This is a genomic window from Hyphococcus lacteus (assembly GCF_041058985.1).
Taxonomy (GTDB): Bacteria; Pseudomonadota; Alphaproteobacteria; order Caulobacterales; family Parvularculaceae; genus Hyphococcus; species Hyphococcus lacteus.
This window is the reverse complement of the sequence record NZ_JBEHZE010000001.1, coordinates 1152980-1167659: the sequence shown is the minus strand read 5'-3', so window position 1 is coordinate 1167659 and position 14680 is coordinate 1152980. Positions and strand designations below refer to the sequence as shown.

The 14680-nt window shown below is 51.8% G+C and carries 15 protein-coding genes; 10 read left to right on the top strand and 5 right to left on the bottom strand.

Annotation, left to right across the window (positions count from 1 at the left end; genetic code table 11):
* The first annotated feature begins 41 nt into the window (after nucleotides 1-41).
* On the top strand, nucleotides 42-419 hold the full coding sequence (locus ABFZ84_RS05710; protein WP_369312977.1) for a VOC family protein: 378 nt from the start codon (nucleotides 42-44) through the stop codon (nucleotides 417-419).
* 3 nt (nucleotides 420-422) lie between these two features.
* Here ABFZ84_RS05710 and ABFZ84_RS05705 read toward each other — a convergent pair whose 3' ends face one another.
* Both ABFZ84_RS05705 and ABFZ84_RS05700 read right to left on the bottom strand, forming a co-directional pair.
* Complete coding sequence (locus ABFZ84_RS05705) at nucleotides 423-1709, bottom strand: polyhydroxyalkanoate depolymerase (RefSeq protein ID WP_369312976.1); 1287 nt, start codon at nucleotides 1707-1709, stop codon at nucleotides 423-425.
* Nucleotides 1710-1901: 192 nt separating this feature from the next.
* Nucleotides 1902-2495 (bottom strand): SCO family protein, encoded by a 594-nt coding sequence (locus ABFZ84_RS05700; RefSeq protein WP_369312975.1) that lies wholly within the window; start codon nucleotides 2493-2495, stop codon nucleotides 1902-1904.
* An 80-nt stretch (nucleotides 2496-2575) separates the two neighbouring features.
* Between ABFZ84_RS05700 and ABFZ84_RS05695 the strand changes: the two genes are divergently transcribed.
* The 5 genes from ABFZ84_RS05695 to ABFZ84_RS05675 all read left to right on the top strand — a co-directional run bounded on the left by ABFZ84_RS05695 (nucleotide 2576) and on the right by ABFZ84_RS05675 (nucleotide 9074).
* Nucleotides 2576-3943, top strand: coding sequence for an ActS/PrrB/RegB family redox-sensitive histidine kinase (locus ABFZ84_RS05695; RefSeq protein WP_369312974.1), 1368 nt, complete (start codon nucleotides 2576-2578; stop codon nucleotides 3941-3943).
* A gap of 55 nt (nucleotides 3944-3998) precedes the next feature.
* Nucleotides 3999-4568 (top strand): ActR/PrrA/RegA family redox response regulator transcription factor, encoded by a 570-nt coding sequence (locus ABFZ84_RS05690; protein WP_369312973.1) that lies wholly within the window; start codon nucleotides 3999-4001, stop codon nucleotides 4566-4568.
* Between the two features lie 131 nt (nucleotides 4569-4699).
* On the top strand, nucleotides 4700-7435 hold the full coding sequence (locus ABFZ84_RS05685; RefSeq protein WP_369312972.1) for a M16 family metallopeptidase: 2736 nt from the start codon (nucleotides 4700-4702) through the stop codon (nucleotides 7433-7435).
* A gap of 169 nt (nucleotides 7436-7604) precedes the next feature.
* Nucleotides 7605-8231, top strand: a complete 627-nt coding sequence (locus ABFZ84_RS05680; RefSeq protein ID WP_369312971.1) for a TetR/AcrR family transcriptional regulator — start codon at nucleotides 7605-7607, stop codon at nucleotides 8229-8231.
* An 87-nt stretch (nucleotides 8232-8318) separates the two neighbouring features.
* Nucleotides 8319-9074: an SDR family oxidoreductase gene (locus ABFZ84_RS05675; RefSeq protein WP_369312970.1), complete on the top strand. Its 756-nt coding sequence runs from the start codon at nucleotides 8319-8321 to the stop codon at nucleotides 9072-9074.
* A gap of 99 nt (nucleotides 9075-9173) precedes the next feature.
* On the opposite strand, the gene ABFZ84_RS05670 is transcribed toward ABFZ84_RS05675, so the two are convergent.
* Nucleotides 9174-9527, bottom strand: a complete 354-nt coding sequence (locus tag ABFZ84_RS05670) for a hypothetical protein (protein ID WP_369312969.1) — start codon at nucleotides 9525-9527, stop codon at nucleotides 9174-9176.
* Nucleotides 9528-9804: 277 nt separating this feature from the next.
* On the opposite strand from ABFZ84_RS05670, the gene ABFZ84_RS05665 reads away from it, so the two are divergent.
* The 4 genes from ABFZ84_RS05665 to ABFZ84_RS05650 are packed head-to-tail and all read left to right on the top strand — an operon-like array spanning nucleotide 9805 to nucleotide 13500.
* Nucleotides 9805-10746 carry a hypothetical protein gene (locus ABFZ84_RS05665; protein WP_369312968.1) on the top strand — a complete coding sequence of 314 codons (942 nt, stop codon included), beginning with the start codon at nucleotides 9805-9807 and terminating at the stop codon, nucleotides 10744-10746.
* Between the two features lie 2 nt (nucleotides 10747-10748).
* Nucleotides 10749-11777, top strand: a complete 1029-nt coding sequence (locus tag ABFZ84_RS05660; RefSeq protein WP_369312967.1) for a peptidoglycan -binding protein — start codon at nucleotides 10749-10751, stop codon at nucleotides 11775-11777.
* A gap of 23 nt (nucleotides 11778-11800) precedes the next feature.
* Nucleotides 11801-12628: a hypothetical protein gene (locus ABFZ84_RS05655; RefSeq protein WP_369312966.1), complete on the top strand. Its 828-nt coding sequence runs from the start codon at nucleotides 11801-11803 to the stop codon at nucleotides 12626-12628.
* Nucleotides 12625-13500, top strand: a complete 876-nt coding sequence (locus tag ABFZ84_RS05650) for a M23 family metallopeptidase (RefSeq protein WP_369312965.1) — start codon at nucleotides 12625-12627, stop codon at nucleotides 13498-13500. The genes ABFZ84_RS05655 and ABFZ84_RS05650 overlap by 4 nt, the downstream gene beginning before the upstream one ends.
* Here ABFZ84_RS05650 and ABFZ84_RS05645 read toward each other — a convergent pair.
* Together ABFZ84_RS05645 and ABFZ84_RS05640 are read right to left on the bottom strand one after the other, a co-directional pair.
* Complete coding sequence (locus ABFZ84_RS05645) at nucleotides 13497-13916, bottom strand: DUF2306 domain-containing protein (RefSeq protein WP_369312964.1); 420 nt, start codon at nucleotides 13914-13916, stop codon at nucleotides 13497-13499. The genes ABFZ84_RS05650 and ABFZ84_RS05645 overlap by 4 nt on opposite strands.
* 45 nt (nucleotides 13917-13961) lie before the next feature.
* Nucleotides 13962-14678: an SURF1 family protein gene (locus tag ABFZ84_RS05640; protein ID WP_369312963.1), complete on the bottom strand. Its 717-nt coding sequence runs from the start codon at nucleotides 14676-14678 to the stop codon at nucleotides 13962-13964.
* Nucleotides 14679-14680 lie beyond the last annotated feature (2 nt).

Below are 14680 nucleotides of genomic sequence, written 5' to 3'. Positions count from 1 at the left end.
TTCCCGATTCAATCTATCGCCCCTTGCATAGGAGAGGACGCATGAAAGTTCTAGGGATCAGATTCTGTAAAGTCGCCAAAGCCGAGGACGCACAGGCTATTGCAGCGGTACTTGGGGAAAACGGCCTTGGGTTAAAAACAACCAATATGGGCCAAAGCGAGGTTTTTAACGGCGCTGTCTTTCCCGTCGGTGACGCGCCACTTGGCGAAGGTAGCTGGATCGAATTGTGGCCCACCGACGAAAACATGCCAGAAATGACCATGCTTCAGATCGTTGTTGACGATTCTGACGCATTTGCCGAACGTGCCAAAGAAAAGGGTGTCGATGTCAAAGGCCCTGACGACGCCCATGGCGAGCGAATTTACTACATCGCTGGCGCAGGCGGCTTCCCTATCGCTTTTGTCTCTAAAGTAAAATGATGCCTATTCAGCAGCAATCTGCGCTGGTGGACGTTTGGTAAATTCACCTGCTGCATTGATAATGAATTTTGCAACACGGGGCTGAATTTCATTACGCCAGCGCGAACCATTGAATACGCCATAATGGCCGACGCTTGGCTGAATATAATCAATCTTCATCGCATCGGGAAGGTTTGCACAAAGATCATGTGCTGCCTGTGTTTGACCAATACCCGAAATATCGTCTTTTTCACCCTCAACAGTCATCAGCGGGATGTCAGTGATAGCTTTCGGATTGATTAACCGGCCACGATGAACCGCAACGCCTCTGGCCAGCGAATTTTCCTGGAACACTTCGCGAATTGTTTGAAGATAGAACTCTTCGGTCAAATCCAAAACGGACAGATATTCGTCATAAAAATTGCGGTGCTTATCGGCACCGTCTCCGTCGCCCTCAACTAGGTGCTGAAAATATTCATATTGCGCATTCATATGCCGATCAGAGTTCATCGACATAAATGACGCAAGCTGAACAAACCCGGGATACACGCGGCGCATCACGCCCGCGTAGGGCGCAGGCACCGTATAAATCATGTTCTGTTCAAACCATTCATACGGCCGTTCTTCCGACAGTTTATTCGGCACAGTCGGCGAAAGGCGTGTATCAATAGGGCTTCCCATAATCGTCATAGATGCCGGGCGGCAAACATCACCGTCTTCGGCCATGATCGCAGCCGCAGAAAGTAACGCAGGCCCCGGCTGGCATACAGCCATGGTGTGAGTCGCCGGACCGATCGTTTGTAAAAACTCGATCAGGTAATCAATATAATCATTGAGATCAAAACGCCCCGCCGTTAGCGGTATGTGGCGGGCGTCGGTCCAATCTGTGACGTACACGTCATGACCGGGCAACATCGCTTCGACCGTACCGCGCAACAATGTTGCGTAGTGTCCAGAAAGCGGTGCAACAATCAAAACTGTTGGATCAGGTTCATTCGATTTTTTGGCTTTTTTTAAAGCGGACTCATCACGAGCAAAATGAAGCAACGTACAGAAATCTTTCCGAAGTGCTGTCTCAATCCTTATCGGAACCTCGACATCGCCCACGAGCGTAGAGTCCAACCCCCATTCCGGCTTCGGATAACGACGGGTAGCATTTTCAAAAACATCAAACGCAGCGGCAGCTGAACGACCAAACCAGCTCTCAGCCGCGGGGTTTAGCGGCGAGCGCCAAAACTTCGCACCGACACCGGCAGCGATGCGGGCTGGTGTGAAGGCGCTATAGGCAAGCTCATAAGCCGAATACAACATGAAATATGACGTCCTTACGCTACCGATAATATATGCTGCATAGCACAAAAAGAGCGCTAAACATTTAAGAGCGTGGACTATGAGCCTAATCGGTGGGCAGAATCAATCATCTATGACGGCTGCGCAACAAACCGAACACCCACCGAATTAGCGTAAACCATTGTATTTTATTGAGTTTTCAAAGAGTCAGTATTATTGTGAAATGTTGCGTCGCACCAATTCAGCTAGCTCTACGGGGCTGACACCACCGACCACACCATAATTCGGCTGGCCGTTTCGGTCCGTGAGGTAAAAAAAGCGACCATGGTTCATGGTGTAACCGAGCGCGCTACCCGGAAGCTCTTCTTTTTGTGCATAAAGCTTGAACCCCTCACGGGCCTTTGCTGCGGCTTCCATTGAGCCCGTAAGCGCAATTATACGGTCATCAAAACCAAAATAATCACGCAATGCATCCGGGCTATCACGTTCGGGATCTACTGAAATAAAGATCGGCGCGACTTCACTTGCCTCATCACCCAGCACGTTCAACGTGGCGCTCATCACGCCCACATCACCGGGGCAGACATCGGGGCAATTTGTAAAGCCAAAATAGACCAACATCACTTTGCCTTCGAAATCTTCGTCAGTTACCGGCGCGCCATTCTCGTCAATAAGGTCAAAATCGCCCGTAAATTGCTCGGAAAGGCTGACCACGCCTTGCGTCGGGATATCGGTCGTGGTTCCGGTCTCGGCCCCACCACAAGCCACAACCCCAACAGAAATCATAGCCACCAATAGCGCGCGCATTGCCTTCTCCTTCAAAGATCGAAACCTTGCTTCTTCTAAACATCTTCCCTTTGCAAGGACAGTCAGGCTAATACCGCGCAATGTCGCATGCACTCGCAGATAGTCAGGGCGCTATGAATGCGCTGCGCGGTCCGGTTCGCTTACGCACACTGACGGCGCTTCGGTGGTTAGCCGTTGTGGGTCAGACCGCCGCAATTGTGGTGGTTCATTTCGCCCTCGGTTTCCCGACCCCGTTAGGATTGTGTCTCGGCGCAATCGCGGCCAGCGCGTGGCTGAACCTGTTCACAATTTTGCGATTTTCGCCCCAACGGTTTTTGAGTGATCGCGAAGCGGCGGCATTCATCGCTTTTGACATCATACAACTATGCTCGCTTTTATATTTCACCGGCGGACTACATAACCCATTCTCTGCACTGATTATTGCGCCCGTTACCATTGCAGCTAGCGTTCTGCCGTTGCGCTATACGGCGGCGATCACTGCGCTTGCGGTTTTTGGGGTCAGCGTTCTTTCGCTCAATCATATGCCGATACCGTGGCATCCCGGCGAAACCCTGGAGTTTGAAACCATATACAAAGCTGGCGTTTGGGCCGCGCTTTCATTTTCGGTGATCTTCTTTGCCGTTTACGCCCACCGCATCGCAGCTGAGTCGGTTCAAATGCGATCAGCCCTTGCGGCAACGCAGCTTGTGCTCGCCCGCGAAGAAAGACTAGCCGCGCTGGGTGGCCTCGCCGCCGCCGCCGCACATGAGCTTGGCACACCGCTTGCGACCATCCAGCTTACAGCCAAGGAAATGCAGCGCGAAATCGAACGTACCTTTTCTGAGGAAGAGGACTTAATTGACGATGCAGCGCTTTTGGTCAGTCAGGCGGAACGATGTCGCGACATTCTGGGGCGCCTCTCGCGGCATGGTGATGCGGGTGATGCGGTTCACGACAAGCTTTCTGTTGATGCATTAATGCGCGAAGCAGCTGCGCCGTTTATTGATCAGCCCAATGGCCCATCCATCCGTATCGAAACAAAAAGCCTTGATGGATTGCCGATACCGATCCTGAAACGACGGCCAGAAATGATTTTCGGATTGCGCAATTTCATCGAAAACGCCGCTGGCTTTGCCCGCAAAGATGTTCTTGTACTCGCCACCTGGGACACCGAAAAATTAACAGTAATGGTGCAAGACGACGGCCCCGGCTTCACGCCCGATATATTATTACGGCTCGGCGAGCCCTATGTGAGCACCCGCGCCGGCCATCGCGGACAACCATTGCCGAGTAGCGAAAAAAGCGGCCTCGGGCTTGGGTTTTTCATCGCTAAAACCTTACTCGAAGCCACCGGCGCAACCGTAGAGTTTGAGAATCGGCGTTGGCAGGAACCCGATGAAGCCAAAACTGGCGCATGGGTGGGGGCATCATGGGTAATATCGGCCGGTTCTTCGAACCTAATTGCTTGAATTACGCGCGAAAAAGCGCATTTATGGGAAGCCTTTTGATACCGAAAGAAGAAACATGACCAACCTAGATGAAGCCCGCGCTGACGACCAATCGCTGCCGCCGGATGCGACATTGCTAATCGTTGATGACGATGAGCCATTTCGCACTCGATTGGGCCGGGCGCTTGAAAAACGGGGCTTTCAGCCGATCCTTGCTGCAGGCGTGAGTGACGCTGCTTTGATGATCAAAAACATCGCACCCGCATTTGCCGTTGTCGATTTACGCCTCGAAGATGGTGACGGCTTGCAAGTGGTCGAACAAATCCGCCAAACACGCGAAGATTGCCGCGTTGTGATGTTGACCGGATACGGCAATATTGCGACCGCCGTTGCCGCAGTAAAAGCCGGCGCTATTGATTATCTATCTAAACCCGCCGATGCGGATGACGTAGAAAAAGCGCTGTTGGCACGCCCCGGCGAGCGCCCGCCACCCCCGGAAAACCCAATGTCAGCTGACCGGGTTCGTTGGGAACATATCCAGCGGGTTTACGAACTCTGCGACCACAATGTCTCAGAAACGGCTCGTCGTCTCGGGATGCACCGTCGCACACTTCAGCGCATTCTGGCCAAACGCGCCCCACGATAAGGCCACACCCCACCCTTCATCGACAAAACGTTTGTTCTGAACGTTAGATTGAACAACCAGAGACCTTTACCCCAAGGTCTCTGGTGTTAATGCTATCAGTAACACATTTTGTTTGTTGAAGGGATTTGGATATGAAATTGCGCCTTTCCATTGCCAGTGCTGTTATGCTGGCCGTTGCGCCAGCACTTGGCAATGCCGCAGATATTGATCTGCCCTATGAACAATTCACGCTCGACAATGGCCTAAAGGTTGTTGTCCACGAAGATCGCAAAGCACCACTGGTTGCTGTTTCGATCTGGTATCACGTGGGGTCAAAAGATGAACCCCAGGGCAAAACAGGATTTGCGCATCTGTTTGAACACATCATGTTCAACGGTTCCGAAAATTATGACGACGATTGGTTTGGTCCACTCGAGGATGTCGGCGCAACGGGCCTAAACGGCACAACATGGTTTGACCGTACGAACTATTTCCAAACTGTTCCGACAACCGCCCTCGACCGAGTTCTATGGATGGAATCGGATCGCATGGGACACCTACTGGGCGCGGTCACCCAAGAGAAACTCGATGAACAACGCGGTGTGGTGCAAAACGAAAAACGCCAAAGCGACAATCAACCCTATGGCATGATGGAATACTCGACCCTTGCTGGCCTCCTTCCAGCGGGTCACCCCTATCGCCACAGCACCATTGGATCGATGGAGGACCTTGAGGCAGCATCGTTAGAAACCGCCCAACAGTGGTTCAAAGATTACTATGGGGCCGCTAACGCGGTACTGGTTTTAGCTGGTGACATCGACACCGCAACCGCACGCACTATGGTCGAGAAATATTTCGGCGATATTCCTGCGGGACCGCCCGTCACGCAAACAAGAGCGAACGCCCCCAAACTTGCTGTCGACAAACGTGAAGTGATGTTTGATCGGGTCCCCCAACCACGGATTGATCGTAACTGGATCGCACCCGGAAGAACTACCAAAGACGCTGTGTTGCTTGACCTTGCTTCACAAGTCTTGGGCGGCGGGAAAACATCAAGACTCTACAAAAAGCTGATTGACGAACTTCAAGTCGCGACTTCCGCAAGTGCAAACAACCAAACACAAGAATTGCTGAGCTTTTATTCGGTCACCGTTGACGCGAAAGCGGATGCCGACCTTGAATTGGTCGAACGCGAGATGGAAGCAACCATTGCGACCTTTCTAGCCAAAGGCCCAACGACAGCGGAACTTGAACGCGCCAAAACACGCATCAAAGCGAACGTATTGCGTGGCCTGGAAGAAGTCGGCGGTTTTGGCGGCAAGGCCGTAACACTCGCCCAAGGTGCCCTTTATGCGGACGACCCGGGCTTTATTCTAAAGCAGTTGGAATGGCTGGAGGCGGCCACACCGAAAGAAGTTCTAGCCGCGGCACAAGACGTTATGACCGCCGGAAATTACCAACTTACCGTTCTTCCGTTTCCAGAATACACGACTGTTTCTTCAAATGTGGACCGCTCAACCGGACTTCCCGAGGTTACATCCACGCCGGATCTGGTGTTTCCCGAAGTCAATGAAACGACACTCAGCAATGGCATGAAATTGATCGTTGCAGAACGCCACACTGTTCCGTTCGTCGAGATCGCCGTACAGTTTGATGCTGGCTATGCCGCCGACAGCACCCCCGGCGGTAAACTGGGCGCATCGTCGTTCACTGCATCTATGCTGGACGAGGGAACGCGAAAGCGTTCAGCTTCGCAAATCGCAGAGCAACTCGAGTCGCTCGGCGCGAATATGTCAGCCGGTGCCAATCTCGATACTTCAAGCGTGTCGATGTCAGCACTGAAAGATAACCTCAAGCCATCACTCGACCTTCTTGCCGACGTGATCCGTAATCCGTCATTTGAGCAAAGTGAAATTGATAAATTACGGCCGCGCTGGCTCGCCGGTATCGAGCAAGAAAAGGCCTCACCCGTTTCATTAGCCCTTCGCCTTCTGCCACCAGAAATTTATGGCGACGGACACGCCTATGCGACGCCATTCACTGGATCGGGTACAGTTGAATCGATTAATTCTCTAACGCGCGAAGACCTGACCGGCTTCCATGACAAATGGTTACGCCCGGATAACGCCACAATCTTTGTTGTAGGTGATACAACTGTCGATGAAATCCAACCCATGCTCGAATCAGCATTTGGTCGTTGGTCATCACCGAACACACCCAAGCCAGAAAAAAACATCACAAGTGTTGATCGGCCACAAAAAGGAAAAGTCATCATTGTCGACAAGCCCGGATCGCCACAGTCGCTTATTCTTGCGGCGCATGTGGCACCACCGTCCAATGCACCAAACGCAATAGCGATCAGTGCAATGAATGATATCATTGGTGGTGTTTTCTCTGCCCGGGTAAACATGAATCTACGCGAGGACAAGGGCTGGGCCTATGGTGCCTATACATTCATGCAAGGCGCAGCCGGGCAACGACCATATCTAGTCTATGCGCCGGTACAAACTGATAAAACCAAAGAGTCTTTACAAGAGCTCATCAGTGAGCTGAATGCCTACAAAGACACCAAGCCCGCGACCGAAGCAGAGCTCGGGCGAACTGTCCTGAACAATGTCCGTTCACTGCCCGGCTCTTACGAAACTGCTGGCGATGTTCTTGGAAGCCTGACGGCAAGCCAACGTTATGGTCGGCCATGGGATTACCCCGCCACTGTCAAAGACAAATATGAAGCACTTTCTATCGGCGACATTACATCGGCTGCGGAGGAAGTGATCCATCCTGAGAGCCTGATATGGGTTATTGTCGGGGACCGGGAAAAAATCGAACCGGGAATTAAATCACTCAATCTCGGCGAGATCGAAGTTAAAAAGGCAAGCGAACTCTAAGCTTTGCCAATGTGCGCGCAGAAAACGCCCGCTGATTAATGATCAGCGGGCGTTTTTCGTTTCGCCGGTTACCCCTTTAAACGGCACTTGTTTAGTGGTGAAACATGCCTATTTTGAGTAAACACTCAACAAAATGCGTGAAACCTCTTTCGACCCGAGCTAGTTGCCCATGAAAAAATCTCGCCCCTATAACCGCGAAGTCGCCATTGATGCAGCCCTCAATTTATTTTCGGAAAAGGGGTACCATGCGACATCACTCAAAGACCTTGAGGCCGCGTTGAATATGAAACCCGGCAGTATCTATGCGGCGTTCACCAACAAGGAAACGTTGTATCGGGAAACCTTGAAGCGATATTTCGAACAATCGCAAAAAGCGCTGAAAGCGGAATTCGAGACAGCGAAATCTCCGATGGACGGGCTGGCCAATTATTTGCGCCAATTAGGTGCGTGCCGCCCTAATGACCCGCATGGACGGGCGTGTATGTTGATCAAAACAATCCTTGATACGAGCGCCACAGACGAAAGAATTTCGGCAGATGCGTCAACCTATCTCAGTGAAATCCTGAAAGACATCATAGCCGCCTTTGACCGCGCCAAAGCTCTAGGTGAAATCCCCCATGACGCTGACACAACACGGCTCGGACAGCGCTTTCAATCAAACGTCACTGCCCTAAGGATTGAGTTACACCGCGGCATCAACGAGGCGGCACAAGCGGCCCTCGCCGAAGATATGATTGCTGAGCTAGCGCAGTTACGGATCCCGCAGGACATTTCGGCAAATATTACTGCCGATTAAAAATATTCCCTAGGCGCAGGAAACGGGTCGCGTACCACATTTTCTGATCAGTAGAACCACGATCATGCAACATCGAAAGGCATGAGCATGGATCTGAAAAACAAAACTATCATCGTCACAGGTGCGAGCAGCGGTATCGGCAAAGCCGCAGCGCTGCTTTTTGCTGCTGAGGGAGCGAACGTGGTTCTTGGCGCAAGACGAAAAACCGAACTGGAGTCTTTGGTTGATCAAATCAACAGGCGCAATGGGACTGCGGCCAGCCTTGCTGGAGATGTCACGGAGGAAGCTTACTCCAAGGCGCTCGTAGAATTTGCACTCGAAAAGTATGGAACGCTGGATGGGGCGTTTAACAATGCGGGCATCATGGGAGATATGACCACCGTTCCGACAATGGATACAGAAAACTGGAACGCCGTTATCGCAACGAATTTAACTAGTGCCTTTTACGCCACAAAAGCACAACTGCCCGTGATGGTCCGACAAAACGGCGGCGCTATCGTGTTCACAAGTTCATTTGTGGGCCATGACAACGGCGGAATGCCGGGAATGGCCGCTTACGCGGCATCAAAGGCTGGCATGATCGGTTTAACAAAAGCCCTTGCCGCTGAACATGCCGCAGATGGTATTCGGATAAACTCTGTGCTTCCTGGAGGAACAAAAACAGCAATGGCCGGAAATAATCCGGACACGCATGAATTCATTGCAAATCTGCACCCACTGAAGCGCTTGGCTGCCCCTAAAGAAATCGCGCAAGCGGCGCTTTATCTATTATCAGATCGCTCCAGTTTCGTAACAGGCACCGCACTATCCGTTGATGGGGGAATGGCAATCCGATTGCTCTGATCTCAACGCAACCCGATATCATCACCCGATCAACACGCAACAAAAAACCCCGGCAAGCTGATTGCCGAGGTTTTTTGTAATACCTAAGACGGTCTATGGTTAAGCGCGAACCATCCGCAACACATCTTCCTCAAGCGCGATAGCTTCGCCATCTAGGAAAAGGACTGTGTAAGAAACATAGCTTCCGCGGCTACCGTTTGGCATGCGCGATTTCACACGGACATCGACTGCCCAACATGGCAGACCATCATAACCACGTAGATCTGCAAAAACCTGATATGGCTGGCCAGAGAAATCATATCGCGCTGACCGTGGTTCAGCGAGACGCTCGCCAAAATATTCGATCACAAGGGTTTCGTAATCGGCTGGGGCGCTTCCAAAGTCTGATGCTTGCACGCTGGCGCTAAGGGTAAAAGCGGCCGCGATTGCCATTATGATTTGTTTTATCTGCATCTTTTGTCTCCGTTCGTTTTTTATTTTTATGTCACTAATCTGTCATATATCCGTCATCGTAGTGTCACGTCAAGAAATATGCGCAAATTGTGCGCAGATTTCTTGTGTCATCATTAAGCATTAGGCATTGGGCGAGGTGGGCCGCAGCCAACTAATGTGGCTTAGCGTAAACACACAGGCAGGAAATAGGCGCAAAAACAGTGATCCGCCGTATCCGACGGCGCATTTATTGAATAATGTAACCATGCAGTGGGGTAGCTGATGCAAGGGGAATTGAATGTCACGCTCGCTTGAACGGTCGGTAAAATTTGTCCGGCCCGGTCGTTACATCATGAATATGCTCATCTTTTTGCTCGTGGTGGGGGCGATTGTTTATTATCTCTCGCCATGGAGTCCGCAGCCCACGTCCCTTTTGATTGATGCATTCAATGCCAACCCCGCGCTGAATGGCCTTATTCTCGGCGTGCTCGCCGTCGGCATTATTTACAATCTTCGTCAGGCCGGGGTCATCGCCCCCGCAGTTCGGTGGGTCGAAGCCTTCCGCGAGTCTGTCGATCCCGCGCGCTCACGCTTACCGCGTGCACCCAACCTGATTAACGCGATGTCGAAATTACTGCTTGATGCCGATTCCCGATCAGGACGTCTTTCACCAGAGTCATCACGGGCAATCCTCGATTCAATTGGTACGCGGATGGATGAGGGCCGTGAGATGGGCCGATACATCATGAACTTATTGGTCTTTCTCGGCCTATTGGGTACATTTTGGGGTCTGTTGGAAACCGTCAATGCGGTTGGCGCAACGATCAGCGGCCTTGCCAACACCGCAGGTCCCGCAGAAGACGCAGTCGCGCAACTGATCAGAAATTTGGAAAAACCACTTTCGGGTATGGGCACCGCATTTTCGTCATCCCTGTTCGGTCTCGGCGGCAGCCTTGTTGTGGGCTTTCTCGATCTACAAGCCGGACAATCACAAAATCGTTTCTATACAGATCTTGAAGACTGGCTTGCAGGCATGACGGAAACGGTGCGTAGCGGCAGCAAAGACGGGTCGAGCTATTCTACCGATGGCGACCTTGCTGATGCAATCAACGCTCTTGAAACCGCGCTTGCAGCCAACACCGACACCCAGATCAAGGCTCATGCGGGTCAGACGTCGGAGTTAAAAGACGAGATCAGAGCGCTAAACCGCACATTAATCCGCGTCGGCGGCGGAGAATAATCATGGCGCGCAGGCGCTCCAGATCAGAAGCGAACATCTGGCCAGGCTTTGTCGATGCGCTGTCGACGTTGCTGCTCGTGCTGATGTTCATTCTTTCGATTTTCGTTGTCGCCCAGTTTTATCTCGGTGATCGCTTGGCCTCGGTCAAAAATGAATTGGCCTCCAAGGACGACGAACTGGCGCGATTGATCGCACAGATCAACAATCTCAATGATCAGCTAGGATTGGCCACCTCAGAACGCGACCGCCTTGCGGCGCAAGTTCTGGCACTTGAGGACACCATCGAGAAGAAAGACGCCGAACTTGCGGGGCTCGGCCTCGCGCTCGCCGCGAGCCAGTCAGCGGTCGCCGCATCGGCAGAAGAGCTTGAAGCGGAAAAAGCATTGTCCGATGAACAAAAGAGCGAAATTGCAACGCTCAATGCACAGATCGCAGCACTGCGTAGGCAGCTCGCGAGCCTTCAAGAAGCCCTCGATGCTGCTGAGGCAAAAGACATAGAGCAGCAAGCACAGATAGAGAACCTTTCACAACGCCTGAATGCCGCACTTGCCCGAAAGGTCCAGGAACTACAGGAAGTTCGCTCACGCTTTTTCGAAGCATTGCGCGCCGCGCTTGGTGATCGAACAGACATCAAAGTCGTCGGTGATCGGTTTATTTTTGAAAGCGACATCCTGTTTGGGTCGTGCTCAGCCACCCTCGGTGAAGCCGGGAAGCTTGAGCTTGAAAAACTGGCCACTGCCCTTCTTGATATTCAGGGCGACATTCCCACCGAGGTAAACTGGGTCCTTAGGGTCGATGGTCACGCCGATCAATCACCATTGGGACCGTCTTGTCGTGCGAAATTTGACTCAAATCTCGATTTATCGGCACAACGGGCGATTTCTGTAGTAGAATTCATTCAAAGCCGTGGCGTTCCAGAACGCCGCCTCTTGGCCACGGGGTCAGGATCAGCAGCACCTATCGTTTCTGGCTTTTCAGGCTCTGCGCTGGCACAAAACCGGCGCATCGAATTCAAACTTACGGAGCGATAATTCTAGTCGATTAAGGGGGAGACATGAAGAACGCACTGGTTACGGGATTTTGCCTAGCAGCAATCGCCGGTGGAAGCGTACTGGCACAGCAATCTCCGCCCCCGGAAGATGGGGAGTTTCAAGCAGCACCACAAACGCCACCCAATCCGGAAGAGATTCAACGTACACTGAAAGAAAAAGCAAAACGCATTCCGCGTCGTGGGCTGGCGTCCGCACTTCGCGCCAGATCAGATGATCGTTCAAACCGCGCAGAAACAATCAACCGTGCGCCAAACATCCAAGAGCTACGCGAGACACTTCAAATCAGCCGCGAGACTGAGCAATCAAGTCGAACGGAAACCCTGTCTGTTACACGCGCACTCTCCGCAGCTCCGGCACCTCAGATCGGGATAAGGGCAGTTTCTTCCGAGCGCCTAAAAAGTGCTGATCAGCGCGAGATTGCGGATGTTCAAGTCCCGGTCCTTATTCCCGCCAGCCTAAATATTACCGACTCAATGAAACTCTATGGGATGAAAAATGTTTACACCGCATCAACAGCAATTGATGCGGAGGCGAGCTTGATGATTTCCGGTACCTGCAATCGAGTGATCGGTGGCGACCCAAATATTGTTGCCGCACGCAAACGACTAAGCGCCGTACCGAAACGCCTACGCGGAACAGATGCCGTCTATCACATCAGTCGAAATGATTTCGGTGTTGACCTTAGCTTTTCAAAATTCGGTTGCGGATATGTCATGACCATCGAATGTGGTGATCCCGCGACCGATCCGCGATGCGCCGCAGACGAATATGTAACCGGTCTCGCCGAATCGATGATCCTCGCAAACCCCGAACTCGCCGGAGGTGAATGATGGAGTACGCCAGAAAAACAATTACTGCCCTCATGGCTATTTTTGCTTTAGCCGCATGTGAACAGCCGGGTGAAACACCAACGCCGATGGACCCGGGGCCCGACAACCCGGCGGATCCGGACCCCACTGATCCAGAACCGATTGATCCGGGACCGACTGAGCCAGACCCGATTCCGGAAGAAGAATTTTTGGATGACGAAGAAGGCCGTGTATTTAGCTACGTCCCGGCAGGTGACCTATTGCCGAATTCGGAACCAGGGCACCAAGACACAACAATCTATCGCCCTGACATGTTGTTCCCGCTCGAAGATGCAGCCTTTTTAAACAGTCAAGTTTATCGCCATGGCGGGTATCAGGGCAGCTTAAACGGAATGAATGGCGGTCAATGCGAGACATCAAATTATGATTACCCATGGCAGGATACATTTTGTGAGTCGCGTTCCCGCAGCCAGATCATGTGTCCCACGGGCGGTCATGAAGGTGTCGATATTCGCCCAGCAACCTGCATTCCGGAAAGTGGTAGCCAGCACTGGGCTGTCGCTGTCGAGGATGGGCGCATAGTCGCGCCAGCATCGTCAAAATATACAGTCCGTCTACAGACTGATGATGGAACGTTGTATCGTTATCTGCATCTAAAAATGGATGCGCTATCTGTCTCCGACGGCGAGTTCGTAACAAAAGGGCAACGCATTGGCCGGGTTTCCAATGACTTTTTTAACTCCTCAGGTGAGCGCGTACCCACAACCTATCACCTGCATTTTGAGATGTACCAAAACTATGCGCCAGATGCGGAAACCGACCCAATTTTTGATCAGGTCAATCCGTATATGACATTGGTTAGCGCCTATGAACGAAAGTTACGCACGCCCTAACCGCCAAACAGAACCTTATTCATGATCCGCCCGGGAAGAAACGCCAGCGCGCCAGCAACGACCAATCCGCCAACGAACATGCCAATAAACGGCCCTTTATGTTGTTTCATATTGGAGCCACCCATTAACAAGAACCGGATTCCACCAAATAGTCCAAACGCGGTTAAAACCGTAAACAGATGAATAAAACTGAACCATTGCATAAACGGTAAACCTGGCACCAGTGCAGGGCGAATAAAGACACTACTAACCGTGACAGCAATCATCAGTATCACCCATATCGCCCCCAGCGTTCTGTGCGGCAACGTACCCTTTGGTGAAGAGAGTTGAATGATCCCAAGAAAAAATGCCGCCAACGCACTAAAGGCATGAACCTGAATCACCCACGGCGAATCGAAAAGCGGTTGCAATGACATTGGTCCCCCAAACGCAGCTCAATGACCAACCTACCAGCAATCAGTTCAGTTGTCGCCTTTAGCCGGTTGCAAAGAGAATACAAGCCACACCCCGACTAGCGTTAAAGCCAATCCATACCATGTCAGCGCATATTCAAGATGGCGGTTATTAAACTCTATTCTTGTTGTTCCGCCCTTAGGCCATTCCCGGCCGGGTACCGAAAGCTGATCCATATAATATGGTACCGTTTCAATTTTCGCTTCACCAGCAAATTGCATAGGATCGCGAACAAACCACAATCCGTCTACGGATTTCCCTTTTGGGCTAAACCAACTTGCGGGAGGTGTCGGAACCTCTGCCCGCCGAAAAAGACCCGTCACCTCTGACATTCCCATAGATGGTAAAATCGGCACCTCAACTTGTTGTGGTACGAAACCAAGATTCACATAGACCGTGCCAATCGCCGCAGTTTCATACGGCACGAACAGATAAATCCCGGCCTTTGCATCTAAAGAGCCAAACACGGGTGCGACTTCGCTACGGGGTTCACCCATTATTTTTACTGGCGTATATTCCATATCTTCGCCAGCATCGGCGCGCGCGATAGCCTCTGCGAAGGGGATTGGCGCTGCGTCCAATCGGCTCTCAACCTTGGTGATCAAATCGGTTTTCCACTCAAGACGGTGCACTTGCCATGTGCCGAGCCATATTAGAATACCGAGCGCGAGCGCGACGAAAATCGTTAGTGTCGGGCGGAACTGAAATTTTCGACCTTGCAACATAA

Bases quoted from the DNA above. Each gene is read 5' to 3' on its own strand.
- ABFZ84_RS05710 (WP_369312977.1), top strand. From the start codon at position 42: ATGAAAGTTCTAGGGATCAGATTCTGTAAAGTCGCCAAAGCCGAGGAC.
- ABFZ84_RS05705 (WP_369312976.1), bottom strand. From the start codon at position 1,709: ATGTTGTATTCGGCTTATGAGCTTGCCTATAGCGCCTTCACACCAGCC.
- ABFZ84_RS05700 (WP_369312975.1), bottom strand. From the start codon at position 2,495: ATGCGCGCGCTATTGGTGGCTATGATTTCTGTTGGGGTTGTGGCTTGT.
- ABFZ84_RS05695 (WP_369312974.1), top strand. From the start codon at position 2,576: ATGTCGCATGCACTCGCAGATAGTCAGGGCGCTATGAATGCGCTGCGC.
- ABFZ84_RS05690 (WP_369312973.1), top strand. From the start codon at position 3,999: ATGACCAACCTAGATGAAGCCCGCGCTGACGACCAATCGCTGCCGCCG.
- ABFZ84_RS05685 (WP_369312972.1), top strand. From the start codon at position 4,700: ATGAAATTGCGCCTTTCCATTGCCAGTGCTGTTATGCTGGCCGTTGCG.
- ABFZ84_RS05680 (WP_369312971.1), top strand. From the start codon at position 7,605: ATGAAAAAATCTCGCCCCTATAACCGCGAAGTCGCCATTGATGCAGCC.
- ABFZ84_RS05675 (WP_369312970.1), top strand. From the start codon at position 8,319: ATGGATCTGAAAAACAAAACTATCATCGTCACAGGTGCGAGCAGCGGT.
- ABFZ84_RS05670 (WP_369312969.1), bottom strand. From the start codon at position 9,527: ATGCAGATAAAACAAATCATAATGGCAATCGCGGCCGCTTTTACCCTT.
- ABFZ84_RS05665 (WP_369312968.1), top strand. From the start codon at position 9,805: ATGTCACGCTCGCTTGAACGGTCGGTAAAATTTGTCCGGCCCGGTCGT.
- ABFZ84_RS05660 (WP_369312967.1), top strand. From the start codon at position 10,749: ATGGCGCGCAGGCGCTCCAGATCAGAAGCGAACATCTGGCCAGGCTTT.
- ABFZ84_RS05655 (WP_369312966.1), top strand. From the start codon at position 11,801: ATGAAGAACGCACTGGTTACGGGATTTTGCCTAGCAGCAATCGCCGGT.
- ABFZ84_RS05650 (WP_369312965.1), top strand. From the start codon at position 12,625: ATGATGGAGTACGCCAGAAAAACAATTACTGCCCTCATGGCTATTTTT.
- ABFZ84_RS05645 (WP_369312964.1), bottom strand. From the start codon at position 13,916: ATGTCATTGCAACCGCTTTTCGATTCGCCGTGGGTGATTCAGGTTCAT.
- ABFZ84_RS05640 (WP_369312963.1), bottom strand. From the start codon at position 14,678: ATGTTGCAAGGTCGAAAATTTCAGTTCCGCCCGACACTAACGATTTTC.